Genomic DNA, 22,239 nt, shown 5'->3' with positions numbered 1-22,239 from the left:
ATCAGCTGGCCGCCAGGGCAGACAAAACCGATTGGCAGCTGCGCTCGGCGTAGCAGGTCAGCACGTCGCGGATGCGCGCCAGATCCCGCGCCACCACCGCTTCGAGCAACTGGCCGAACAGGGTCAGGTATTCGCTCATTTCCGCCTGGCGTTGATCCAGGGCGAGGAAGTAGAAGCGGCTCATGGAGGGCTGCAGGTTCTCGACGGTCTCTTCCAAGTACGGATTATTGGCAAATGGATAAGCCGCGCGCATGACGTTGAAGCTCTCTTCGACGAAGCCCTTGACGTCCTGGCGCTCGCAATTGGCCATGAGCCGGTGCTGAATCTGCTGGAACGGCGCCAGGTCGACGGGCTCCTTCCAGCTGCGCGCCACCGCCAGACCGAGGAGGATGTACATCTCACTCATCAAGGCGCAGAGGCTGGTGATGTTGTGCGGGGTCAGGACCGACACCTGCGCGCCGCGACGGGGCAGGATCACGATCAGATGGCGGCGCTCCAGAATCAGCAACGCCTCGCGCACCGAGCCCCGGCTCACGTTCAGCGCGGCCGTGACCTTCTGCTCCTGAATCCGCTCCCCCGGCTTGAGCTCGCCGCGGATGATGCGCTCGGCAAGGTGATGAGCGATCTGCTCGGCGAGGCTGTCAGGTGCCTTGAACGTCATTTCTTACCTTCAACTTCTTTGGTCGCAAACAAGCGGCGGAGTGTATCGCACTGCATGTCTGTGGCGCAGGGCCATAGTGGGGAAACTGGCACGAATTAAGCAGAAACACGGACATGTTCTGATCATGAGCACCCAGTCTTTAAACATCGTCGTCAGGCGGGTTATCGGCAATTTCCGGAAATAATGAATTTCTTGACCTTTGAGTCAGATATTAATTGACCCAATAGTCAGAGCTGATAGATTCATCGACATGTTCGATGACCCCTCCGCCGGCACCTGTGACCAGTGCTTTTTAACGACAAGAACGAGGCGCGACCCGTGATCCAGTTTCTCTTGAACCAAGAGCTGAAAACCGAGCAGGCGCTGGACCCCAATGTGACGGTGCTGAATTACCTGCGCGAGCACTTGCACAAGTCCGGCACCAAAGAAGGCTGCGCCAGCGGCGATTGTGGCGCGTGTACCGTGGTCGTTGGCGAGCTGACCACCGACGCGGCGGGCCGGGAGCAACTGAGTTATCGCAGCCTCAATTCTTGCCTGACCTTCGTGGCCTCGCTGCACGGCAAGCAATTGATCAGCGTTGAAGACCTCAAGCATCAGGGCCGCTTGCACAGCGTGCAGCAGGCGATGGTCGACTGCCATGGTTCCCAGTGCGGCTTCTGCACGCCGGGCTTCGTCATGTCGCTGTTCGCACTGCAAAAGAACAGCGCTGAATCCGCTTCCCCCGAAACAAGGCACGCCCAGGCCCATGAAGCCTTGGCCGGCAACCTGTGCCGCTGCACCGGCTATCGCCCGATTCTCGCGGCGGCCGAGCAAAGCTGCAGTCAACCGCCAGCGGACCAGTTCGACGCCCTGAAGGCTCAGACCATCGCCCGCCTGAAGGCCATCGCACCGGCGCAAACCGGCGAGCTCAACAGCGGCGACAAGCGTTGCATGGTGCCGCTGACCGTCGCCGATCTGGCTGATCTCTACGATGCCTACCCGCAAGCCCGGCTGCTGGCCGGCGGCACCGACCTGGCCCTTGAAGTGACGCAATTCCATCGTCCGCTGCCGGTGATGATCTACGTCGGCAACGTCGCGGCGATGAAGAAGATTGAGCATTTCGAGGATCGCATCGAGATCGGCGCCGCCACGGCGCTCACCGATTGCTACGAAGCGTTGAGCCGCGAGTACCCGGACTTCGGTGAATTGCTGCACCGTTTTGCATCGCTGCAGATCCGCAATCAGGGCACCCTCGGCGGTAACATCGGCAACGCTTCGCCGATTGGCGACTCCCCGCCCCTGCTTATCGCACTGGGCGCGAAGATCGTGCTGCGCAAGGGCGAGCAGACCCGCACCCTGGCACTGGAAGATTACTTCATTGATTACCGCGTGACGGTGCGCCAGGAGAGCGAGTTCATCGAGCGTATCCTCGTGCCCCGCGCCAATCCTCGGCAGACGTTTCGCGCGTACAAGGTCTCCAAGCGGCTGGACGACGACATTTCAGCGGTCTGCGCTGCGTTCCGCGTGCACGTCGAAAACGGCGCCATCGTCGACGCCCGCGCGGCCTTCGGCGGCATGGCGGCGATCCCCAAACGCGCGGCCCATTGCGAGCAGGCGCTGATCGGCCAGCCGTGGACATCGGCCACCATCGAGCGCGCCTGCGCCGCACTGGCCGAGGATTTCACGCCGCTGACGGACTTCCGCGCGAGCAAGGAATACCGCCTGCTCAGCGCGCAGAACCTGCTGCGCAAATACTTCATTGAAGTGCAAACGCCCCACATCCAGACGCGGGTGACAGCATATGTCTAATCATCATTCAGCCAGGTCCCAGGAAGAAATGGTCGCCCTGTTTCAACAGGACCTGACCACCGGCGTCGGCCGCAGCGTCAAGCACGACAGCGCCGACAAGCACGTCTCCGGCGAAGCGATCTACATCGACGACCGTCTCGAATTCCCCAACCAACTGCACGTGTATGCGCGGCTGTCCGACCGTGCCCACGCGCGCATCGTCCGCGTCGACGTGTCGCCCTGCTACGCCTTCGACGGCGTGCGCATCGCCATCACCCACGAAGACATTCCCGGCCTCAAGGACATCGGCCCGCTGCTGCCCGGCGACCCGTTGCTGGCCATCGACACGGTGGAGTTCGTCGGTCAGCCGGTGATTGCCGTGGCCGCTCGGGATCTGGAAACCGCGCGCAAAGCGGCGATGGCCGCAATCATCGAATACGAAGACCTGGAACCGGTGCTCGACGTGGTTCAGGCCTACCGCAACAAGCATTTCGTGCTCGACAGCCACACCCACCAGCGCGGTGATTCGGCAACGGCGCTGGCCTCCGCTCCCCACCGGATTCAGGGCACGCTGCACATTGGCGGTCAGGAACACTTCTACCTGGAGACGCAGATTTCGTCGGTCATGCCCACGGAAGACGGCGGCATGATCGTCTATTGCTCGACGCAGAACCCGACTGAAGTGCAGAAGCTCGTCGCCGAAGTGCTGGATGTGTCGATGAACAAGATCGTCGTCGACATGCGCCGTATGGGCGGCGGCTTCGGCGGTAAGGAAACCCAGGCCGCGAGCCCCGCGTGCTTGTGCGCAGTGATTGCGGGCCTGACCGGTCAGCCGACCAAGATGCGCTTGCCGCGCATGGAAGACATGATGATGACCGGCAAGCGGCATCCGTTTTACGTCGAGTACGACGTGGGCTTTGACGACGACGGACGCTTGCATGGCATTCAGCTGGAGCTGGCGGGCAACTGCGGTTATTCGCCGGACCTGTCCGCGTCCATCGTCGACCGCGCGATGTTTCACGCCGACAATTCGTATTACTTGGGCGACGCCACGATCAATGGCCATCGCTGCAAGACCAACACCGCGTCGAATACAGCCTATCGCGGCTTCGGCGGCCCCCAGGGGATGGTCGCCATCGAAGAAGTGATGGACGCCATCGCCCGGCATCTGGCCAAGGACCCGCTGGCGGTGCGCAAGGCCAACTACTACGGCAAGACCGAGCGCAACGTCACCCACTACTACCAGACGGTCGAGCACAACATGCTCGAAGAAATGACCGCCGAACTGGAAGAAAGCAGCGACTACGCCGAGCGACGCAAAGCCATCACGGCCTACAACGCCCACAGCCCGATTCTGAAGAAAGGCCTGGCCTTGACGCCGGTCAAGTTCGGCATTTCCTTCACCGCCAGCTTCCTCAATCAGGCCGGCGCGCTCATCCACATTTATACCGACGGCAGCATCCATCTCAATCACGGCGGCACCGAGATGGGCCAGGGCCTGAACGTCAAAGTGGCGCAAGTGGTGGCCGAGGTGTTTCAGGTCGACATCGATCGCGTGCAGATCACCGCGACCAACACCGACAAGGTGCCGAACACGTCGCCGACGGCGGCTTCCAGCGGCGCTGACCTGAACGGCAAGGCCGCGCAGAATGCAGCGGAAATCCTCAAGCAGCGGTTGGTGGAATTCGCGGCGAAGCATTACCAGTGCGACGAGTCGCAGGTCGAGTTTCGCAACGGCCACGTAAGGGTCGGCGAGCAGGTCATCAGCTTCGACACCTTGGCGCAGCAGGCGTGGATGGGCCAGGTGTCGCTGTCCAGCACGGGCTATTACAAGACGCCGAAGATCTTCTACGACCGCAGCCAGGCGCGCGGCCGGCCCTTCTATTACTTTGCTTTCGGCGCGGCCTGCACCGAAGTGCTGGTCGACACCCTGACCGGCGAATACAAAATGCTGCGCACGGACATTCTCCATGACGTCGGCGCCTCGCTGAACCCGGCCATCGACATCGGCCAGGTCGAGGGCGGCTACATTCAGGGGATGGGCTGGCTGACCACCGAGGAACTGGTCTGGAACGACAAGGGCAAGCTGATGACCAACGGACCGGCCGGCTACAAGATTCCGGCCGTGGCGGACATGCCGGCGGACCTGCGCGTGAAGCTGGTGGAAAACCGCAAGAACCCCGAAGACACGGTGTTTCATTCCAAAGCCGTGGGCGAGCCGCCGTTCATGCTGGGCATCGCTGCGTGGTGCGCGATCAAGGATGCGGTGGCAAGTCTGGGCGATTACAAGCATCAACCGAAAATCGACGCGCCGGCGACCCCGGAGCGGGTGTTGTGGGGGTGCGAGCAGATGCGGGCGTTGCGTCGGGATCCGGGGTTAGCTGCCGAGAACGCTGCCGAGATCGTTCCCGCGCTCCGCGTGGGAATGCAGCCCGCGACGCTCCGCGTCGATTAAACAGTGGCGACCTGTGCTGCCGCTTTCGCGAGCAAGCTCGCTCTTACAGTCCAAGTGCGATCCCTGTAGGAGTGAGCTTGCTCGCGATGAGGCCGGCACGGGCAATGACGATGTTTGATCTGCCAACCCGCCGATCAGGAGAATCACATGAATAACTGGATCAGCGCCCTCGCCGACTTGCAGCAGCAGGGCGAGGCCTGCGTGCTGGTGACCATCATCGAGGAGCGTGGCTCGACGCCGCGCAATGCCGGCTCGAAAATGGTCGTCAGCGCCGGGCGCATCTTCGACACCATCGGCGGCGGACATCTGGAATACAAGGCCATGGAAATCGCCCGGGAGATGCTCGCCAGCGGCAGCCAGCAAACCCGTCTGGAGCGCTTCAGTCTCGGCGCCAGCCTGGGTCAGTGCTGCGGCGGCGTGAATGTGTTGCTGTTCGAACCCATGGGCCAGCCCCAGGCGCACATTGCCGTTTTCGGCGCCGGCCACGTCGGTCGCGCGCTGGTGCCGTTGCTCGCCAGCCTGCCCTGCCGCGTGCGCTGGATCGATTCCCGCGAAGCAGAATTTCCCGCGCAGTTGCCGGAAGGCGTGACGCAAATCCTCAGCGAGGACGTCATCGAAGAAGTGGATAACCTACCTGCCGGCAGCTATTGCATCGTCATGACCCACAATCATCAACTGGACCTTGAACTCACCGCCGCCATTCTCAAGCGGGGGGATTTCAGCTATTTCGGCCTGATCGGCTCGAAAACCAAGCGCGTGAAATTCGAGCATCGCCTGCGTGATCGTGGCTTCGAAGCCGCACTGCTGCAGCGCATGCGTTGCCCGATGGGCCTGACCGAGGTCAAAGGCAAGCTGCCCATGGAAATTGCCGTGTCCATCGCCGGTGAAGTGATCGCCACCTACAACGCTCATTTCGGCGAGCAAAGCACCACTGCCGAACCTGTCGCCAAGCTGCTGCCGGTGTCCCGCCGCAGCCAGGCCCAATGAATCCCGGAAGAACGATCAACTGACATGACTCTTGATATCAGCAACGCCAAAAAGGCCTACCGCGCCGCCATCATTCACAGCATCGCCGACCCTGCCGAAGTGGCCCTGGAAGCGTCGTACGAGTATTTCGAAGACGGCCTGATGCTGGTCGAAAACGGCAAGATCGTCGCCCTCGGCAATGCCGAAGACCTGCTGAAGACCCTCGCCGACGACGTCGAAATCGTCAGCTATCAGGACGCGCTGATCACCGCCGGTTTCATCGACACCCATATCCATTTGCCGCAGACCGGCATGGTCGGGTCGTACGGCGAGCAGTTACTCGACTGGCTGAATACCTACGTGTTTCCCTGCGAGAAGCAGTTCGAAGACCCTGAGCATTCGGCGCAGGTGGCTGACATCTTTCTCAAGGAATTGCTGCGCAACGGCACCACCACAGCACTGGTGTTCGGCAGTCGGCACAAGGAGTCGGTGGAAGCGCTGTTCAGTGCCGCCGAGAAGCTCAATCTGCGCCTGATCGCCGGCAAGGTGATGATGGACCGCAACGCGCCGGATTATCTGGTGGACACCGCCGAATCCAGCTACGTCGACAGCAAGGCGCTGATCGAACGCTGGCATGGCAAGGGCCGTCTGCATTACGCCGTGACCCCGCGCTTCGCCCCGACCAGCACCCCTGAACAATTGACCCGTGCCGGGCAGCTGCTGACTGAATACCCCGACCTGTACATGCAGACGCATATCAGTGAAAACCTGAAGGAAGTCGAATGGGTCAAGGCGCTGTTCCCGGAGCGCAAGAACTACCTGGACGTGTACGACCATTTCAACCTGCTCGGCGAGCGCTCGATGTTCGCCCATGGTGTGCACCTGTGCGACGAAGAGTGTGAACGCCTGGCGGAAACCGGCTCAGCCATCGCCTTCTGCCCGACCTCCAATCTCTTTCTAGGCAGTGGCTTGTTCAATCTGCCGATGGCGGAAAGGCACAAGGTCAATGTCGGCCTGGGCACCGATATCGGCGCTGGGACGAGCTTCTCGCTGCTGCACACGTTGAACGAGGCGTACAAGGTGATGCAGCTGCAAGGCGCCAAACTGAGCCCGTTCAAATCGCTGTATCTGGCGACACTGGGCGGCGCACGGGCGCTGCGGCTGGAAGACAAGATCGGCAATCTGCAGCCGGGCAGCGAAGCGGACTTCGTGGTGCTGGATTTCAACGCCACCCCGCTGCTGGCCTACCGCATGAGTCAGGCCACGAGCATCGAAGAGCGGTTGTTTGTGTTGATGACCCTGGGCGATGACCGGACCGTAAGCGAAACGTATTCGGCGGGGGCGCTGGTGCATAAGCGCTAAAGCGTCGCGGCACCCGTAGGAGCGTGGCTTGAAAGCGCCGCTGCACCTGTAGGAGCGTGGCTTGTCCCGCGATCTGCAGGGAACCGGCAGCAAATCCGGCTCTGACTCAGTGCCGCAACGGGTATACGACGGGTTCCCCGCCGATCGCGGGACAAGCCACGCTCCTACAGGAGACTTGCGTTCGACACGGATTTTGGAGGCGGGTAAGAAATGGTGGGAGTGAGCTTGCTCGCGAATGCGGTGTGTCAGCCGAGACGGATGTCACTGGCTCGCCGCTTCGCGACCGTCGTAACCTCCGATTGCTCCTACAGGAGATTTGCGTTCGACGCCGATTTTGAATGCGGTTAAGAATTTGCGTTCGACGCGGATTTTGGAGCCGGGTGAGAATTTGCGTTCGACGCAGATTTTGGAGGCGGGTAAGAAATGGTAGGAGTGAGCTTGCTCGCGATGCGGTGTGTCAGCCGAGACGGTTGTCACTGGGCCGCCGCTTCGCGACCGTCGTAACCTCCGATTGCTCCTACAGGAGATCTGCGCTCGACGCGGATTTGGAGGCGGGTACGAAATTGTAGGAGTGAGCTTGCTCGCGAAGGCGGACTGTCAGTCAGCTTAAATACTGCTGGCCCACCGCATTCGTAAGGCAGCTCACTCCCACATTCAGACCGAGGTGCTGCGCCCTGCTTTTTTCTTCGGCAGCATCAGGTGCGAGAACACGGCGTGGAGGTCGTCGGAGGCGCTGTCTTCGTCGAGGTTGAGCTTGCTGTCGATATGATCCATGTGATGCATCATCAGGCTCACCGCCAGCGTGGCGTCGCGGGCTTCGATGGCGTCGATCAGTTGGTTGTGTTCATCGTATGAGCAGTGCGAGCGGTTGCCGCTTTCGTACTGGGCGATGATCAGCGAGGTCTGTGACACCAGGCTGCGCTGGAAGCTGATCAGTGGCGCGTTCTTCGCCGCTTCCGCCAGCTTCAGATGAAATTCCCCCGACAGGCGAATCCCCGCCCCGCGATCCCCTTTCGAGAAACTGTCGCGCTCGTCGCTGACCATCTGGCGCAGCTCGCTCAGCTGTTCCGCCGTGGCGTGCTCGACCGCCAGTTCAGTGATCGCCTTCTCCACCAGACGCCGGGCGAAAAAAACCTGCCGTGCCTCTTCGACGCTCGGGCTGGCCACCACCGCGCCACGGTTCGGACGCAGCAACACCACGCCTTCGTGGGCCAGACGCGAAAGTGCGCGACGAATGATGGTGCGGCTGACGCCGAAGATTTCACCGAGGGCTTCTTCGCTCAGCTTGGTGCCGGGCGCCAGACGCTGTTCGAGAATCGCCTCGAAAATATGCGCATAGACGATGTCGTCCTGGGTACCGCTGCGGCCGGATTTGGCCGTGCGTGAGTGTTTCTTGAGGGGTTGCAGCTGATCGTTCATGGGCACTCGTGGTAACAGAATCCGGCGCTGGGCCTTGCCGTGATCAGGGCGGGTACGACCACTGTTGGAGCAACCAATAGCAGATATCCCGGCAAAGTCACAGTAAAAGCAATGGCGCATTGTACACAGCCGGCGATGTCTGCACAGACCTCGAAATGATGGGGCGTTATGCACACAATCCGGTAAATATTCCGCACAGGATAGAAAACATTATTTGCATTATTTGTATACAAAAGCATAATCCCTTGGCGCACGTTTCTGACCTTTCAGTCAACAAATCAGCCTGACAAGTGCACCCGCCTCCCGGAGCCCGCAACCGGCTTTGAATAACAACAAAAACGTCCCGAGGATTTCACTGTGGAAAGTCGCAAAACCGAAGCCACGCCGCTGGATCTCACGCTGCCGCGCAAAGGCCTGCTTGAACGCCTCTTCAAACTGAGCCTGCACGGCACTACCGTCCGAACCGAGCTGCTGGCGGGGATCACGACCTTCATCACCATGGCCTACATCATCTTCGTCAACCCCAACATCATGGCCGACGCCGGCATCGACCATGGCGCAGCCTTCGTCGCGACCTGCATCGCCGCCGCGCTGGGTTGCCTGCTGATGGGGCTGTACGCCAACTGGCCGGTGGGCCTGGCGCCGGGGATGGGCCTGAATGCGTTCTTCACCTACACCGTGGTCGGCACCATGGGTTACAGCTGGGAAACGGCGCTGGGTGCGGTGTTCGTCTCGGGCGTGATTTTTATGTTCCTGACCCTGTCACGCATCCGGGAATGGCTGCTCAACAGCATCCCGGTCAGCCTGCGTTACGCCATGGGCGCGGGGGTCGGGCTGTTTCTCGGGCTGATCGGCCTGAACACCGCCGGCATCGTGGTGGACAGCCCGGCGACGCTGATCAAGCTCGGTTCGTTGCGCGAGCCCGGTCCGCTGCTCGCCGCCATCTGCTTTCTGATGATTGCCGTGCTCAGTTATCACCGGGTGTTCGGCGCGATCCTCATCAGCATCATCGCGGTGACGCTGGCCGGCTGGGGCCTGGGCCTGGTGCATTACAACGGCATCTTCTCCACGCCGCCGAGCCTGGCGCCGACCTGGATGGCGATGGACCTGGCGGGCGTGTTCAATGTGAGCATGATCAGCGTGGTGCTGGCGTTTCTGTTCGTGCACATGTTCGACACGGCCGGGACGCTCATGGGTGTGGCACAGCGCGCCGGTTTGGTGCGCGAAGACGGCCGCATCGAGAACCTTTCACGGGCATTGAAGGCAGACAGCGCCTCCAGCGTGTTCGGCGCAATGGTCGGTGTACCGCCGGTGACCAGCTACGTGGAGAGCGCCTCGGGCGTGGCGGCCGGGGGTCGGACTGGTCTGACCGCCGTGACCGTGGGCGTGCTGTTTGTGGCGGCGATGTTCTTCGCCCCGCTGGCTGGCATGATTCCCGCTTACGCGACCGCAGGGGCATTGATTTACGTGGCGATGCTGATGATGGGCGGCATGGCCCACATCGACTGGGACGAAGCCACCGACAGCATTCCTGCGATCGTCACGGCCATCATGATGCCGCTGACGTTTTCGGTCGCGGACGGGATTGCCCTAGGGTTCATCACTTACGTGGTGCTCAAGGCCGGGACCGGCCGCCATCGGGAAATCTCAATCAGCCTGTGGGTGCTGTGCGCGATCTTCATTGCCAAGTTCGTGTTTTTGTAAGACTGCGTAGATCACAAACTGGTCCTGAATGGCCGGGTGATACACACGCCCCGTAGGAGCCGGCTTGCCGGCGAATGCGGAGGATCAGACGGCACATTTGTCACTGACCCATCGAATTCGGGGCAAGCGCGCTCCTACAGTGGATTTGCGCCCGATGATGAATCACGGTCGTCAGCAAGATTCCTGATTTTCTGAATAGACAAGGAGAACACCCCATGACACTGGAAACCTGGCTGCTGTTCAGCGGCGCCGCCCTGGTGGTCATTCTGATTCCGGGGCCGCTGTCGCTGCTGATGATCGGCAACAGCCTGAATTACGGCCTGCTGCGTTCCTACCCTGCTTTCCTCGGCGGCGTCTGCGCGTCTATCTGCCTGCTCAGCGCCTCGGCCCTCGGGCTGGGCGCCTTGCTGCTGGCGTCCGAGCACGTGTTCAGTGCCCTGAAAATCGTCGGCGGCCTGTACCTGTTTTACCTGGCCTGGCAGAGCTGGAAACAGTCGCGCCTGCCCGCCACCGCCACCGAAGTGCCCGAGGCGTCCAGCAGACCGGCGTTTGGCTCACTGTTCTGGCGCGCCTTCGTGCTGGGCGGCAGCAACCCGAAAGACATCCTGTTTTTCGCCGCCTTTTTGCCGCAGTTTCTCAAGGCCGATGAGCCGTTCTTCGGCCAGTTGATCACCATGATCATCACCTGGACCGTCCTCGACCTGAGCTGCAAATTGTTCTACGGCCTCAGCGCTCAGGGCGCGGCCCGCTACCTGCGCACCGGCAAGGGCCAGACCTGGTTCAACCGCATCAGCGCTGGTCTGTTCGGCACTGCCGGCACCGTCGCGCTGATCAGCCGCTGATTTCAACCGTACGAACTCAGGGCGAAAAAAAGCCCGCAGTGTGGGCGGGCGAGAGGAATGCTTTTTACCTTGCAGGCTTTGGGGTAAAGCAGGAGGCGGCAGCGATCTAGCTGCCGCGGTAGGTCGAATAACTGTAGGGGGAAATCAGCAGCGGCACGTGGTAGTGGTCTTGCCCGGCGTCGATGCCGAAGCGCAGCACCACTTCATCGAGAAACGCCTGTTTGCCGGACTGCACGCCTTTGCCGCGAAAGTATTCGCCGGCCTGAAACTGCAGTTGGTAGACGCCAGACTGGTAGTCATCGCCCTGCAACAGGGGAGCGTCGCAGCGACCGTCGCTGTTGGTGACTGCCTCGGCGACTTTCTTCAACGCGTCGCCCTCGACCCGATAAAGTGCGACGCGGATCGAGCTGCCGGGGCAGCCATGTGCAGCGTCCAGCACGTGAGTGGTGAGTCGTCCCATGGCGTGTCGTTGCCTCGTTCAGTGAGAGATAAAGAGAGGGCCTGCACCCAAAAAGGGCAACAGCGGTAAGGCATGAGCAGGATTAAGACATTTTTAGGTCGGATTGTACACAATAAAAATCCTCTGGATTTTCACCGCGCAATCATCGCCGCCCCATGCCCCGTACAGCAGCGCAAGACGCAGAATTACAACGTGAGGAGCGCTTTATCTGACCACTCAGGCAGGTTTCTTGCACAGTGTTCCGGTGAAGCTGCGAGCGGCGCTAAACGAAAAAACAGGGTTACAGGTTGTCAATAAGGTTGTATACAATCCAACCATCGCAGCGACTGTCGCAGTACCCGAATGTCTCGGCCTGACGACCACCGCCACAGAACACAGGCTACATAAGGAAGATTGCAGTGAGCGCCGACTACCCACGCGACCTGATCGGTTACGGCAGTAACCCGCCCCATCCCCACTGGCCAAGCAATGCCCGTATCGCGCTGTCGTTCGTGCTCAATTACGAGGAAGGCGGCGAGCGCAACATTCTGCATGGCGACAAGGAATCCGAAGCGTTTCTCTCTGAAATGGTCGCCGCGCAACCGCTCCAGGGCCAACGCAACATGAGCATGGAATCGCTCTACGAATACGGCAGCCGCGCCGGCGTGTGGCGTGTGCTCAAGCTGTTCAAGCAATTCGATATCCCGCTGACCGTCTTCGCCGTGGCCATGGCTGCACAACGCCACCCGGACGTGATCCGCGCCATGGTCGACGCCGGCCATGAGATCTGCAGCCACGGCTATCGCTGGATCGACTACCAGAACATGGACGAGGCCCAGGAGCGCGAGCACATGCTCGAAGCCATCCGCATCCTCACCGAGCTCACCGGCGAACGGCCGCTGGGCTGGTACACCGGGCGCACCGGCCCGAACACCCGGCGGCTGGTGATGGAAGAAGGCGGTTTTCTCTACGACTGCGACACCTACGACGACGACCTGCCCTACTGGGAGCCGAACAACCCCACCGGCAAGCCGCACCTGGTGATCCCGTACACGCTGGACACCAACGACATGCGCTTCACCCAGGTGCAGGGTTTCAACAAGGGCGACGACTTTTTCGATTACCTGAAGGACGCCTTCGACGTGCTTTACGCCGAAGGGGCCGAGGCACCAAAAATGCTTTCGATCGGCCTGCACTGCCGGTTGATTGGCCGCCCTGCCCGGCTGGCCGCGCTGCAGCGCTTTCTTGAGTACGTCAAAGGCCACGAGCAGGTCTGGTTCGCCCGCCGCGTGGAAATCGCGCGGCACTGGCATGACGTCCATCCCTTCAATGGAACCGCCGAATGAGCCGCTTTCAAACCCTCACGCCCTCCTCCCTCAGCCGCGACGAATTCGTTCACGTTTTTGCTGACATCTACGAACACTCGCCCTGGGTCGCCGAACAGGCCTATGACCGGGGCCAGCTGCACGAGCTCGACGATATCGAGACGCTGCACGCACGCATGAGCGACATCCTGTTGAGTGCCGATCACGCCGCGCAACTGGCGCTGATCAATGCTCACCCGGACCTTGCCGGCAAAGCCGCCGTGCAAGGCCAACTGACCGAAGCCAGTACCTCTGAGCAGGCTGGCGCCGGTATCCACCAATGCACGGCCGAAGAGTTTCAGCGCTTCACCGAGCTGAACGATGCCTACAAAGCGACGTTCGCGTTCCCCTTCATCATGGCGGTGAAAGGCAGCAACCGGCATCAGATCCTCGCGGCCTTCGAGACGCGCATTCACAACACGGCCGACGTCGAGTTCGCCTGCGCCCTCGCCGAGATCAACAGGATCGCGATGTTCCGGCTGCAAGCCCTCTGACCGACCGTTCCCACGCCCCTTATCAAAGGCAGACAAAAAGAATGAAAGCTTACGCCGCACCCTTCGAGAAGTTCGTCAACCTGGCCGATGCGCGCTTGGGGACGAAGATCCTTTCCGTCACCGATGACTGGTTCGCCGACGCCAACCGTCTGTTCCAGCCGACACCTGCGGTCTGGAAAGAAGGCGTGTTCGACGACAACGGCAAGTGGATGGACGGCTGGGAATCGCGCCGCAAGCGTTTCGAAGGTTACGACAGTGCGGTGATCCGCCTGGGCGTCGCCGGTTCGATCAAGGGCGTGGACATCGACACCTCGTACTTCACCGGCAACTACCCGCCATCGGCTTCGCTGGAAGCGTGCTTCCTGGCGTCGGGCGAGCCGGACGAGCACACCGACTGGACCGAAGTGCTGCCGGCCGTGGAGCTCAAGGGCGACAGCCACCATTACCACGAGATCGCTGACGCAAAGCCCTACAGCCACTTGCGTTTCAACATTTACCCGGACGGCGGCGTGGCGCGTCTGCGGGTGTACGGCGTGCCCCATCGGGACTGGTCGGCGGTGGCCGACGACGAGCAGATCGACCTGGTCGCTGCGCTGAATGGCGGTCGTGCGCTGGCCTGTTCCGACGAGCATTACGGGCGCATGAGCAACATCCTCAACCCGGGCCGTGGCGTGAACATGGGCGACGGTTGGGAAACCGCACGTCGCCGCACGCCGGGCAATGACTGGGTGATCGTGGCGCTGGGACATGCAGGCGAGGTCGAGCAGATCGTCGTCGACACCCTGCACTTCAAGGGCAACTACCCGGACAGCTGCTCGATTCAGGCAGCCTTCGTCAAAGGCGGCACCGACAGCCAGATCGAAACCCAGAGCCTGTTCTGGCGCGAACTGCTGCCGAGCCAGAAGCTGGAGATGCACGCCGAACACACCTTCGCCGAGCAGATCAAGGCGCTGGGGCCGATCACTCATATCCGCCTGAACGTGTTCCCGGATGGCGGCGTGAGCCGGCTGCGGGTGTTGGGCAAGGTTGCGAAATAAACGCTTGGCCTCTGATAACCGATGGTTCCCACGCTCCGCGTGGTAACCCCTTTGCGGACGCTCCGCGTCCAGGGTGACGCAGAGCGTCAGGGGATGTATTCCCACGCGGAGCGTGGGAACGATCACCAATCCACCAAACATGAACAGAAGACCCCGCATGCGCACACTGATCATCGAGCCGTTGACCAAGGCAGCCTTCGCCCCGTTTGGCGATGTCATTGAAACCGATGGCAGCGATCATTTCATGATCAACAACGGCTCGACCATGCGCTTTCACCGTCTGGCCGAGGTTGAAACGGCCACGCCGGACGACAAGGCGATCATCAGCATCTTTCGCGCCGAGGCGCTGGACATGCCGTTGACCATCAGCATGCTGGAGCGCCATCCGCTGGGCAGCCAGGCGTTCATTCCGCTGCTCGGCCATCCTTTTCTGGTCGTGGTCGCGCCATTTGGCGATGCACCTGAACCCGAGTTGACCCGCGCCTTCATCACCAATGGCAGGCAGGGTGTTAATTACCATCGCGGCGTCTGGCACCACCCGGTGCTGACGATCGAAAAGCGGGATGACTTCCTGGTGGTTGATCGCAGTGGCAGTGGCAATAACTGCGATGAGCATTTCTTCGAAGAGAGTCAGAAGATGGTTCTCGATCCCCAACTATAAGAAGGGTCTGACCACCCGCCAAAGGGTGGAAGGCAAAGGGTAAGACTGTGGCTGCACATCTGATGGAATGGATGAATCTGGGCGTGCGCTGGATTCACATGATCGTCGGGATCGCCTGGATTGGCGCGTCCTTTTACTTCGTCTGGCTGGAAAACAACCTCAACCGCGCCAACCCCCGTGACGGTCTGTCGGGCGACCTCTGGGCGATTCACGGCGGCGGTATTTACCACCTGGAAAAGTACAAGCTGGCCCCGCCGACCATGCCGGACGACCTGCACTGGTTCAAATGGGAAGCCTACTGGACCTGGATGTCAGGCGTGGCGCTGCTGTGCATCGTGTTCTATTCCAACCCCACCCTTTACCTGCTGGCACCCGGCAGCACGCTGAGCGGCGGCGCAGGCATCGCCATCGGCGTCGGCTCATTGATCGCCAGCTGGACGATCTACGACATCCTCTGCGATTCGCCGCTGGGCAAGCGTCCTGCCCTGTTGGGCCTGGTACTGTTCGTGCTGGTCATCGCGGCCTGCTTTGGCTTCAGCCAGGTGTTCAGCGGGCGGGCGGCGTACCTGCACACGGGTGCGATCATCGGCACGATCATGGTCGGTAACGTGCTGCGCATCATCATGCCGGCCCAGCGCGCGCTGGTTGCCGCCATCGCCGAAAACCGCACGCCGGACCCGTCGCTCCCCGCCAAAGGATTGCTGCGCTCACGGCACAACAACTACTTCACCCTCCCCGTGCTGTTCATCATGATCAGCAACCACTTCCCGAGCACCTACGGCAGCCAGTACAACTGGCTGATCCTGGCCGGGATTGCGGTGTGTGCGGTGCTGGTCCGTCACTACTTCAACACCCGTCACAACAGCCACAAATACGCCTGGGCCTTGCCGGTCGGCGCGCTGGGGATGATGTGCCTGGCGTACGTCACAGGTCCCGCGCAAATGCCGCGCGGCCCGGATGTAGCGGCGAAGATCCAGTACCAGCCACTGCCAGGCACGGCCATCGGCGGTCATCGCGCTGATGAACCGAAGCCTGAGGTCGCGCCAGCACCTGTCGCCGCTGCCCCTGAAACTGCAACTGTGCCCGCCACTGCCCCCGCTGCCGCGCAACCGGCGCAAGCCAGCACCGGCGGCGTGGATTTCGGGAAGGTCCACAGCGTGATTCAGGAACGCTGCACCGTCTGCCACTCCGCCAAACCCACCAGTCCGCTGTTCAGCAGCGCGCCGGCCGGGATCATGTTCGACACGCCGCAACAGATCCAGCAACTCGCCCCGCGCATTCAGGCCCAGGCGGTGACCGCGCAGATCATGCCACTGGGCAACATCACCCAGATGACCCAACAGGAACGCGACCTGCTGGGGCAATGGATCGATAAAGGGGCGCAGGTGAACTGACTGACTGGCTGCAGGTTCATGAACGAATGAATCTCCTGTAGGAGCGTGGCTTGTCCCGCGATCTGGCGCGCAGCGGCAGCAATTCGTCTGCTGCGTTACACCAGGTTCACCGAGTTGCCCGATGTTACGACCGGTTCCCGGCCGATCGCGGGACAAGCCACGCTCCTACAGAAACAGCGTTCCTCCGCCCTGCCACACCGGGCGTACTCATAAAATAAAAACAATGAGGTGTTGCATGTCCGACTCAACTGACGCGCGCATGCCTGCCGCGTCGCCATGACTGAAGGGTTGCCCTGTTTTCGACGGGAGTGCGCTGTCACAGAGCACTTGAGCACAGGTGCGCGAGTCAGTATCCTCCGCCGCCGCTCGAATTCAGTCCAATAACAACACTGCAACTAACCTGACTGACCGGACAACTCTCCGATCAGCCTGTGCATCTTCCAAACGGCATCGATAAAACGACCAATCGACTGTTCTTCAAACAGCCGACAGGGTTTTTTTGTCTTTTTTCAAGGTGTTGGCTCAGCTCTTGCTATCCATACAAAGCTGATCAAACAGACAACTTAGTCGGTTAAAACCAAGGCGCCACAACAGAGCGTCAGTTCGCAAAAAACAACGACGTCAATCCAAGGGAGTATTTACATGAACCGCACGCTTTCCAGCCTGATGGCCGCCAGTAGCCTGCTTGCCGCCGCGCCGGCCATGTCGGGTGATCTGTTGCAGTGGCAGAGCAACAGCCTGACGTACCTCAACGGTAAAAACTTCGCCGTGAACCCTGAGAATCAGCAGACGTTCACCTACGAACATGCCGATGGCTGGAAATACGGCGATAACTTCGTCTTCCTCGATTACATCAGCTACAACGGCAAAAAAGACGCGGGCGTTGGCAATGCAACCACGTACGGGGAAATCTCCCCTCGCCTGTCCATGGGCAAGATCTTCGATCAGAAGTTTCAGCTGGGCCCTATTACCGATGTGCTCCTCGCCACCACTTACGAGTTTGGCGAAGGCGATGTCGAGTCCTATCTGATCGGTCCCGGTTTTGACTTGAAGATTCCCGGCTTCGATTACTTCCAGCTGAACTTCTATAAACGTTACAACGACGGCCACCGCGCCGGTTACGGCGCCTGGCAGATTACCCCGGTCTGGTCTTACACCATCCCGGTGGGCAAGTCCGACATTCTCATCGACGGTTTCATGGACTGGGTCGTGGACAACAAACAGTCCAACAGCAAAGGCGACTACCACTCCAACCTGCACTTCAACCCGCAGATCAAATACGACCTGGGCAAGGCGCTTAATCTTCCGGACCGGCAGTTGTATGTGGGCGTCGAGTACGACTACTGGAGCAACAAGTACGGCATCAACGACACGCGCTCGTTCGACACCGACCAGAACACCGCCAGCTTGCTCGTGAAAGTGTTCTTCTAAAGACGGGTTGATCTGCCGCCGGTTAATGGCCGACCGGCAAGATCCTCATCAACCCGCTGGGAGCGCAGCGGATCAGACACCCGGCGGTGCCTGATCCGACGCTGTTACCTTCTGAAGACCTGCCAGCCGTACCCCGCTCAGGAATGCCCTTCCCAGGGCAGCGGCTTGCCCGCTCGCACCCTTGCGTTCAGCGAGCGCAGCAGGTCGAGGGGATCACGGTCTTTCATCGCATGACTCTGCTCGTCGACCCAGGTCATGACCTGCTGCCGGTCGAGCGTTGGCCGGCGGTGCAGGATTTCCACCAACTGCCGTTCGCAATGCTGGGCATACGCAACGACGCTGGAAAACAATGGGCTGTTCATGCTGCCGACACCTCGCCACCGAATACGCGTTCAGCCTTGATAAGGCGCCAGTTGTGATAGTGCTGCTCTGCTACTGCTCCCGGTACTACTCTCGGTACAGCCACCCGCCACACAATACCACTGGCGCGCCATTGAGACAGCGGCAAGCCGATGCGGGAAAGGGACGGGGTTGCGTGGCAGTGGCAATGTTGAGCCTGCAGCGAGGCCGGTGCTAACATTCGCCACCGCCGAGCAGGCAAGGACATACCGGTTTATGAGCAGCATCCGCGAGCGCAACAAAGAACTGATCCTGCGCGCAGCCAGTGAAGAATTTGCCGATAAAGGATTCGCCGCCAGCAAGACCAGCGACATCGCCGCCAAGGCGGGTGTGCCCAAGCCCAACGTCTATTACTACTTCAAATCGAAGGACAACCTGTACCGCGAGGTGCTCGAAAGCATCATCGAGCCAATCATGCAGGCGTCGACGCCATTCAATCGCGAGGGTGTGCCGGCTGAAGTGTTGACGAGCTATATCCGCTCGAAGATCCGCATCTCCCGCGAACTGCCCTTCGCTTCAAAGGTATTCGCCAGCGAGATCATGCACGGCGCGCCGCATCTGACGCCCGAGCAGGTAACCCAGTTGAATGGCCAGGCCCGGCATAACATCGAGTGCATCCAGGGATGGATCGATGACGGTCTGATCGCGCCGATCGACCCCCATCATCTGATGTTCAGCATCTGGGCCGCGACCCAGACTTACGCCGATTTCGACTGGCAAATTTCAACGGTCACGGGCAAAGCCACTCTGGACGACGCTGACTATGAAGCGGCCGCCCAGACCATTATCCGGCTGGTGCTCAAAGGGTGTGAGCCGGACCGCTGAGGGTCACTGGCCTTCAAGCCTGTCGTAACCCAAGGCCTTGTTGACGCCCTGAAGAAGCTGGCCGAAGCTCCACGGTTTACGAATGAACACGACCGGGTGCACGACGCCAGAGCTCTCGGGCGTCTCGTGACCTGACATGATCAGGATCGGGATGTGCGGATACTTGTTGCCCGACAGGTTCGCCAGATCGGCACCGTTCAACTGACCCGGCATCAGGATATCGGTAAGCAGGAGGGCCACGTCGTCCGAGTTGCTCTCGAGGTACTTCGCGGCCTCGTCGGCACTCTCCAGTGCAAAGGTCTTAAAGTCTTCGTCCTGGAGGATCTCGCAGACGAACTCGCGAATGATTTGCTCGTCCTCAACTACCAGAATGAGTCTTTTGTTCGGTACGTCTGCTGCCATTTGCGCCACATCCACAATAATTATTTCCCATGCCTGCCCGGCCGGCCCTGTCCTGGACTCGGGTGTAGTCCGTACTGTGAGCGACGCAAGCGCCGGAAATTCCATTGGGAAACAACATTTGGTCGAAACGTCGTACAGATTGGGCAAATGACTGCCTACAAAAAGGCCTATACCAAATCCCGGGCAATAAAAAACCCGCCGAAGCGGGTTTGTGCAACACCGTCCAACTTCCTGTTGGCCGCCAATGCCTGGCAACGGTCGATCATCCTTGATCCTGCAGCGGTCCGTTGCTGCAGTTGATGGATCCAATGTACCGCGCGGACGTGTTTCAACCTAGAGCCAAGTTCCTCAGCTCGTGTAAGCCTTTCGCTATACCTGTGTCGGATCTGACGCCAGGCGAAGGCATTACTTACAGCTGATAGGGCTCCGGCGCCTACAATTCCAGATATATCCCTGCGCCACTCTCACGTTTGTCACCGGCAAGCCGAGACGCTTAATGACACCGCGTCCTCTGTCCGTCGTTTGACGGTCGTCGGTCCGCTGTCGCGCACCCGGTTTGCCCGGCGCGCGGCCTCGATACGCCTGGTCCAATAAAAAGAACAAAGAAACGGAGTGACGATCATGAATATGCGCAATCTTTCGATCAGCCGGCGCTTGTGGCTGATTCTAATCGTCGCGGTAGTGATGCTGTTTACGCTGGCGGGGGCGATGCTCAAGCAGATTCACGACGATCTGTACGACGCCAAAACCGTCAAGACCATGCATGTGGTGCAGACCGCCAGCGGCCTGCTTGACTACTACCATGGCCTGGAAACTGCAGGCACCCTGACCCGCGAGCAGGCACAGCAGCAGGCGATGGATGCCATTCGCGGCCTGCGCTACAACCAGACCGATTACTTCTGGATCAACGACCTGCGCCCGGTGATGATCATGCACCCGGCCAATCCCAAGCTGGTGGGTCAGGACCTGTCCGGCATCAAAGACCCGGACGGCTTCCAGGTCTTCAACGAGATGGTCACGCTGGCCAAGGCCAAAGGCGCCGGCATGGTCAACTACCGTTGGCCCAAGCCCGGAACCAGTGACGCGGTCGGCAAGACCTCTTACATCTCGCTGTTCTCACCGTGGGGCTGGATCATCGGCTCCGGCGTTTACGTCGATGACGTGCAGGCCGAGTTCTACAAGCAAGTGGTCAAGGCGCTGTCGATCAGTGCCGGCATCATTCTGGTGATGGCGCTTGTGCTGATTCTGATTGCCCGCAGCATCGCCGGCCCGCTTAAAACCACCGTCGAGGCGATGGCGAATATCGCCAGCGGCGAAAGCGATCTGACCCGTACCCTGGAAACCCAGGGCAACGACGAGGTCACACAACTGGCCCGGCACTTCAATGCGTTTACCGCCAAGCTTCGGGGGGTGGTCAGCGAGCTGCAGTCGTCTGCGGTCGGCCTCGGGCAGGCGTCGAGTGAGCTGGGCAGCAACGCCATTCAAGCTCAGGAGCGCAGCCAGCAGCAGTCGTTGCAGATGGAACAGGTGGCCACCGCTGTCAATGAAGTGACCTATGGCGTGCAGGACGTGGCGAAGAACGCCGAGCACGCCGCCAGCGAGATGCGCAACGCCGAATCCCAGGCGCAGCAGGGTCAAGCCAACATCGACAGCAGCCTGAAGCAGATCGGGCACCTGTCCGGCACCATCGACCAGGCTGTGGAAGTGATTCGCACTTTGGCCAGTGAAAGCACGCAGATTGGCGGGGTGCTGGAGGTGATCAGTTCGATCGCCGAGCAGACCAACCTGCTGGCGCTGAACGCTGCCATTGAAGCCGCGCGCGCCGGTGACCAGGGCCGTGGCTTCGCCGTGGTCGCAGACGAAGTACGCCTGCTGGCCCAGCGCACGCAGAAATCCACGGCGGAAATCCAGGCGATGATCGAGCGCCTGCAAGCCCATTCGGACGCTGCGGTGAAAGTGATCGCCGACAGTAGTCGTTCGTCGCAACTGACCATTGAGCAGGCCAACCTGGCCGGCAAGAGCCTGACCTCGATCAGCCAGGCACTGCGCAACCTCAACGGCCTCAACGCCTCTATTGCCAGCGCCACCCTCGAGCAATCCCACGTGGTGGAAGACATCAACCAGAACGTCACCCAGGCGGCGCAGTTGTCCCAGAGCACGGCGGTGGCGGCGGAACAGTCCAGCGCGGCGAGCAATCAGCTCAAGGGGTTGAGTGAACAGCTTAACCGGTTGTTGCGGCAGTTTCGGGTTTAAGCGACTGACGCCTTCCCGGCTAAAGCCGGTCCCACAGGGGTACGCGGTGTTAGTGAGACCGGCTTCAGCCGGGAAGAGGCCCGTTTTGACGCCATCAATTTTGCGGTGTGTGCAGCCATCAGATGTGCGATGTGAATGCCGACGCCTTCCCGGCTGAAGCCGGTCCTACTGTTTGACCGCATATCCATAGTGGGACCGGCTTTCGCCGGGAAGAGCCCCGTGTGTTCGAAATCAGATTTAGGGTGTAACGACCGACGCCTTCCCGGCTGAAGCCGGTCCCACTGTTTGACCGCATATCCATAGTGGGACCGGCTTTAGCCGGTAAGAGGCCGGCGTGCTCGCCATCAGATGTGCGGTGTGACGA

The 22,239-nt window shown here is 60.6% G+C and carries 19 protein-coding genes; 14 read left to right on the top strand and 5 right to left on the bottom strand.

The features are described from left to right. Position 1: 1 nt before the first annotated feature. Entirely contained in the window at positions 2 to 661 is a 660-nt protein-coding gene (locus ACYAR8_RS11790) for a GntR family transcriptional regulator (RefSeq protein WP_074889313.1), read from the bottom strand. A 318-nt stretch (positions 662 to 979) separates the two neighbouring features. Here ACYAR8_RS11790 and xdhA point away from each other — a divergent pair, with 318 nt between their 5' ends. The 4 genes from xdhA to guaD all read left to right on the top strand — a co-directional run bounded on the left by xdhA (position 980) and on the right by guaD (position 7,211). Then, positions 980 to 2,449, top strand: a complete 1,470-nt coding sequence (gene xdhA, locus ACYAR8_RS11785; protein WP_463579969.1) for a xanthine dehydrogenase small subunit — start codon at positions 980 to 982, stop codon at positions 2,447 to 2,449. Next, positions 2,442 to 4,883: a xanthine dehydrogenase molybdopterin binding subunit gene (gene xdhB / locus ACYAR8_RS11780; RefSeq protein ID WP_463579968.1), complete on the top strand. Its 2,442-nt coding sequence runs from the start codon at positions 2,442 to 2,444 to the stop codon at positions 4,881 to 4,883. The genes xdhA and xdhB overlap by 8 nt, the downstream gene beginning before the upstream one ends. 147 nt (positions 4,884 to 5,030) lie before the next feature. Continuing rightward, on the top strand, positions 5,031 to 5,870 hold the full coding sequence (xdhC, locus tag ACYAR8_RS11775; protein ID WP_463579967.1) for a xanthine dehydrogenase accessory protein XdhC: 840 nt from the start codon (positions 5,031 to 5,033) through the stop codon (positions 5,868 to 5,870). 24 nt (positions 5,871 to 5,894) lie between these two features. Next, on the top strand, positions 5,895 to 7,211 hold the full coding sequence (guaD, locus tag ACYAR8_RS11770; RefSeq protein WP_463579966.1) for a guanine deaminase: 1,317 nt from the start codon (positions 5,895 to 5,897) through the stop codon (positions 7,209 to 7,211). 654 nt (positions 7,212 to 7,865) lie between these two features. On the opposite strand, the gene ACYAR8_RS11765 is transcribed toward guaD, so the two are convergent. Beyond that, complete coding sequence (locus tag ACYAR8_RS11765) at positions 7,866 to 8,630, bottom strand: GntR family transcriptional regulator (protein WP_463579965.1); 765 nt, start codon at positions 8,628 to 8,630, stop codon at positions 7,866 to 7,868. A 357-nt stretch (positions 8,631 to 8,987) separates the two neighbouring features. Here ACYAR8_RS11765 and ACYAR8_RS11760 point away from each other — a divergent pair, with 357 nt between their 5' ends. Both ACYAR8_RS11760 and ACYAR8_RS11755 read left to right on the top strand, forming a co-directional pair. Continuing rightward, positions 8,988 to 10,334, top strand: a complete 1,347-nt coding sequence (locus ACYAR8_RS11760; protein WP_463579964.1) for an NCS2 family permease — start codon at positions 8,988 to 8,990, stop codon at positions 10,332 to 10,334. Between the two features lie 215 nt (positions 10,335 to 10,549). Beyond that, positions 10,550 to 11,176, top strand: a complete 627-nt coding sequence (locus ACYAR8_RS11755) for a LysE family translocator (RefSeq protein ID WP_074889333.1) — start codon at positions 10,550 to 10,552, stop codon at positions 11,174 to 11,176. A 106-nt stretch (positions 11,177 to 11,282) separates the two neighbouring features. On the opposite strand, the gene uraH is transcribed toward ACYAR8_RS11755, so the two are convergent. Next, positions 11,283 to 11,636: a hydroxyisourate hydrolase gene (gene uraH, locus ACYAR8_RS11750; protein WP_074889336.1), complete on the bottom strand. Its 354-nt coding sequence runs from the start codon at positions 11,634 to 11,636 to the stop codon at positions 11,283 to 11,285. 398 nt (positions 11,637 to 12,034) lie between these two features. Between uraH and puuE the strand changes: the two genes are divergently transcribed. The 6 genes from puuE (at position 12,035) to ACYAR8_RS11720 (ending at position 17,996) form a co-directional block, all read left to right on the top strand. Continuing rightward, positions 12,035 to 12,961: an allantoinase PuuE gene (gene puuE, locus ACYAR8_RS11745; RefSeq protein WP_463579963.1), complete on the top strand. Its 927-nt coding sequence runs from the start codon at positions 12,035 to 12,037 to the stop codon at positions 12,959 to 12,961. Continuing rightward, positions 12,958 to 13,473 carry a 2-oxo-4-hydroxy-4-carboxy-5-ureidoimidazoline decarboxylase gene (gene uraD, locus ACYAR8_RS11740; protein ID WP_463579962.1) on the top strand — a complete coding sequence of 172 codons (516 nt, stop codon included), beginning with the start codon at positions 12,958 to 12,960 and terminating at the stop codon, positions 13,471 to 13,473. Before puuE ends, uraD begins: the two co-directional genes overlap by 4 nt. Positions 13,474 to 13,514: 41 nt before the next feature. Further along, entirely contained in the window at positions 13,515 to 14,510 is a 996-nt protein-coding gene (gene alc / locus ACYAR8_RS11735) for an allantoicase (protein ID WP_463579961.1), read from the top strand. 157 nt (positions 14,511 to 14,667) lie between these two features. Continuing rightward, positions 14,668 to 15,171: an ureidoglycolate lyase gene (locus tag ACYAR8_RS11730; RefSeq protein ID WP_463579960.1), complete on the top strand. Its 504-nt coding sequence runs from the start codon at positions 14,668 to 14,670 to the stop codon at positions 15,169 to 15,171. Positions 15,172 to 15,218: 47 nt separating this feature from the next. Beyond that, positions 15,219 to 16,565, top strand: a complete 1,347-nt coding sequence (locus ACYAR8_RS11725) for a urate hydroxylase PuuD (RefSeq protein ID WP_463579959.1) — start codon at positions 15,219 to 15,221, stop codon at positions 16,563 to 16,565. A 642-nt stretch (positions 16,566 to 17,207) separates the two neighbouring features. Next, on the top strand, positions 17,208 to 17,996 hold the full coding sequence (locus ACYAR8_RS11720; RefSeq protein WP_463579958.1) for an outer membrane protein OmpK: 789 nt from the start codon (positions 17,208 to 17,210) through the stop codon (positions 17,994 to 17,996). 137 nt (positions 17,997 to 18,133) lie between these two features. Here the strand turns inward: ACYAR8_RS11720 and ACYAR8_RS11715 are convergent, their stop codons facing one another. After that, positions 18,134 to 18,358, bottom strand: a complete 225-nt coding sequence (locus ACYAR8_RS11715; protein WP_065988731.1) for a hypothetical protein — start codon at positions 18,356 to 18,358, stop codon at positions 18,134 to 18,136. Positions 18,359 to 18,611: 253 nt separating this feature from the next. On the opposite strand from ACYAR8_RS11715, the gene ACYAR8_RS11710 reads away from it, so the two are divergent. Further along, the gene (locus ACYAR8_RS11710) at positions 18,612 to 19,220 is read left to right on the top strand and encodes a TetR/AcrR family transcriptional regulator (protein ID WP_108122517.1); all 609 of its coding nucleotides are present in this window, start codon (positions 18,612 to 18,614) and stop codon (positions 19,218 to 19,220) included. A 3-nt stretch (positions 19,221 to 19,223) separates the two neighbouring features. On the opposite strand, the gene ACYAR8_RS11705 is transcribed toward ACYAR8_RS11710, so the two are convergent. Further along, on the bottom strand, positions 19,224 to 19,622 hold the full coding sequence (locus ACYAR8_RS11705) for a response regulator (protein ID WP_108122634.1): 399 nt from the start codon (positions 19,620 to 19,622) through the stop codon (positions 19,224 to 19,226). A gap of 621 nt (positions 19,623 to 20,243) precedes the next feature. On the opposite strand from ACYAR8_RS11705, the gene ACYAR8_RS11700 reads away from it, so the two are divergent. After that, on the top strand, positions 20,244 to 21,875 hold the full coding sequence (locus ACYAR8_RS11700; RefSeq protein ID WP_463579957.1) for a methyl-accepting chemotaxis protein: 1,632 nt from the start codon (positions 20,244 to 20,246) through the stop codon (positions 21,873 to 21,875). Positions 21,876 to 22,239: the final 364 nt, after the last annotated feature.

The organism is Pseudomonas sp. HP_01 (genome assembly GCF_055284355.1).
Note: the sequence above shows the minus strand (reverse complement) of the source record. Positions and strands in the feature narration are given on the sequence as shown.

What these genes read in the sequence shown, in the direction of transcription:
- ACYAR8_RS11720 (WP_463579958.1), top strand. Translation starts at nt 17,208, where the DNA reads ATGAACCGCACGCTTTCCAGCCTGATGGCCGCCAGTAGCCTGCTTGCC.
- ACYAR8_RS11765 (WP_463579965.1), bottom strand. Translation starts at nt 8,630, where the DNA reads ATGAACGATCAGCTGCAACCCCTCAAGAAACACTCACGCACGGCCAAA.
- guaD (WP_463579966.1), top strand. Translation starts at nt 5,895, where the DNA reads ATGACTCTTGATATCAGCAACGCCAAAAAGGCCTACCGCGCCGCCATC.
- alc (WP_463579961.1), top strand. Translation starts at nt 13,515, where the DNA reads ATGAAAGCTTACGCCGCACCCTTCGAGAAGTTCGTCAACCTGGCCGAT.
- ACYAR8_RS11700 (WP_463579957.1), top strand. Translation starts at nt 20,244, where the DNA reads ATGAATATGCGCAATCTTTCGATCAGCCGGCGCTTGTGGCTGATTCTA.
- ACYAR8_RS11755 (WP_074889333.1), top strand. Translation starts at nt 10,550, where the DNA reads ATGACACTGGAAACCTGGCTGCTGTTCAGCGGCGCCGCCCTGGTGGTC.
- ACYAR8_RS11730 (WP_463579960.1), top strand. Translation starts at nt 14,668, where the DNA reads ATGCGCACACTGATCATCGAGCCGTTGACCAAGGCAGCCTTCGCCCCG.
- uraD (WP_463579962.1), top strand. Translation starts at nt 12,958, where the DNA reads ATGAGCCGCTTTCAAACCCTCACGCCCTCCTCCCTCAGCCGCGACGAA.
- uraH (WP_074889336.1), bottom strand. Translation starts at nt 11,636, where the DNA reads ATGGGACGACTCACCACTCACGTGCTGGACGCTGCACATGGCTGCCCC.
- xdhB (WP_463579968.1), top strand. Translation starts at nt 2,442, where the DNA reads ATGTCTAATCATCATTCAGCCAGGTCCCAGGAAGAAATGGTCGCCCTG.
- ACYAR8_RS11710 (WP_108122517.1), top strand. Translation starts at nt 18,612, where the DNA reads ATGAGCAGCATCCGCGAGCGCAACAAAGAACTGATCCTGCGCGCAGCC.
- xdhC (WP_463579967.1), top strand. Translation starts at nt 5,031, where the DNA reads ATGAATAACTGGATCAGCGCCCTCGCCGACTTGCAGCAGCAGGGCGAG.
- ACYAR8_RS11705 (WP_108122634.1), bottom strand. Translation starts at nt 19,622, where the DNA reads ATGGCAGCAGACGTACCGAACAAAAGACTCATTCTGGTAGTTGAGGAC.
- ACYAR8_RS11790 (WP_074889313.1), bottom strand. Translation starts at nt 661, where the DNA reads ATGACGTTCAAGGCACCTGACAGCCTCGCCGAGCAGATCGCTCATCAC.
- ACYAR8_RS11715 (WP_065988731.1), bottom strand. Translation starts at nt 18,358, where the DNA reads ATGAACAGCCCATTGTTTTCCAGCGTCGTTGCGTATGCCCAGCATTGC.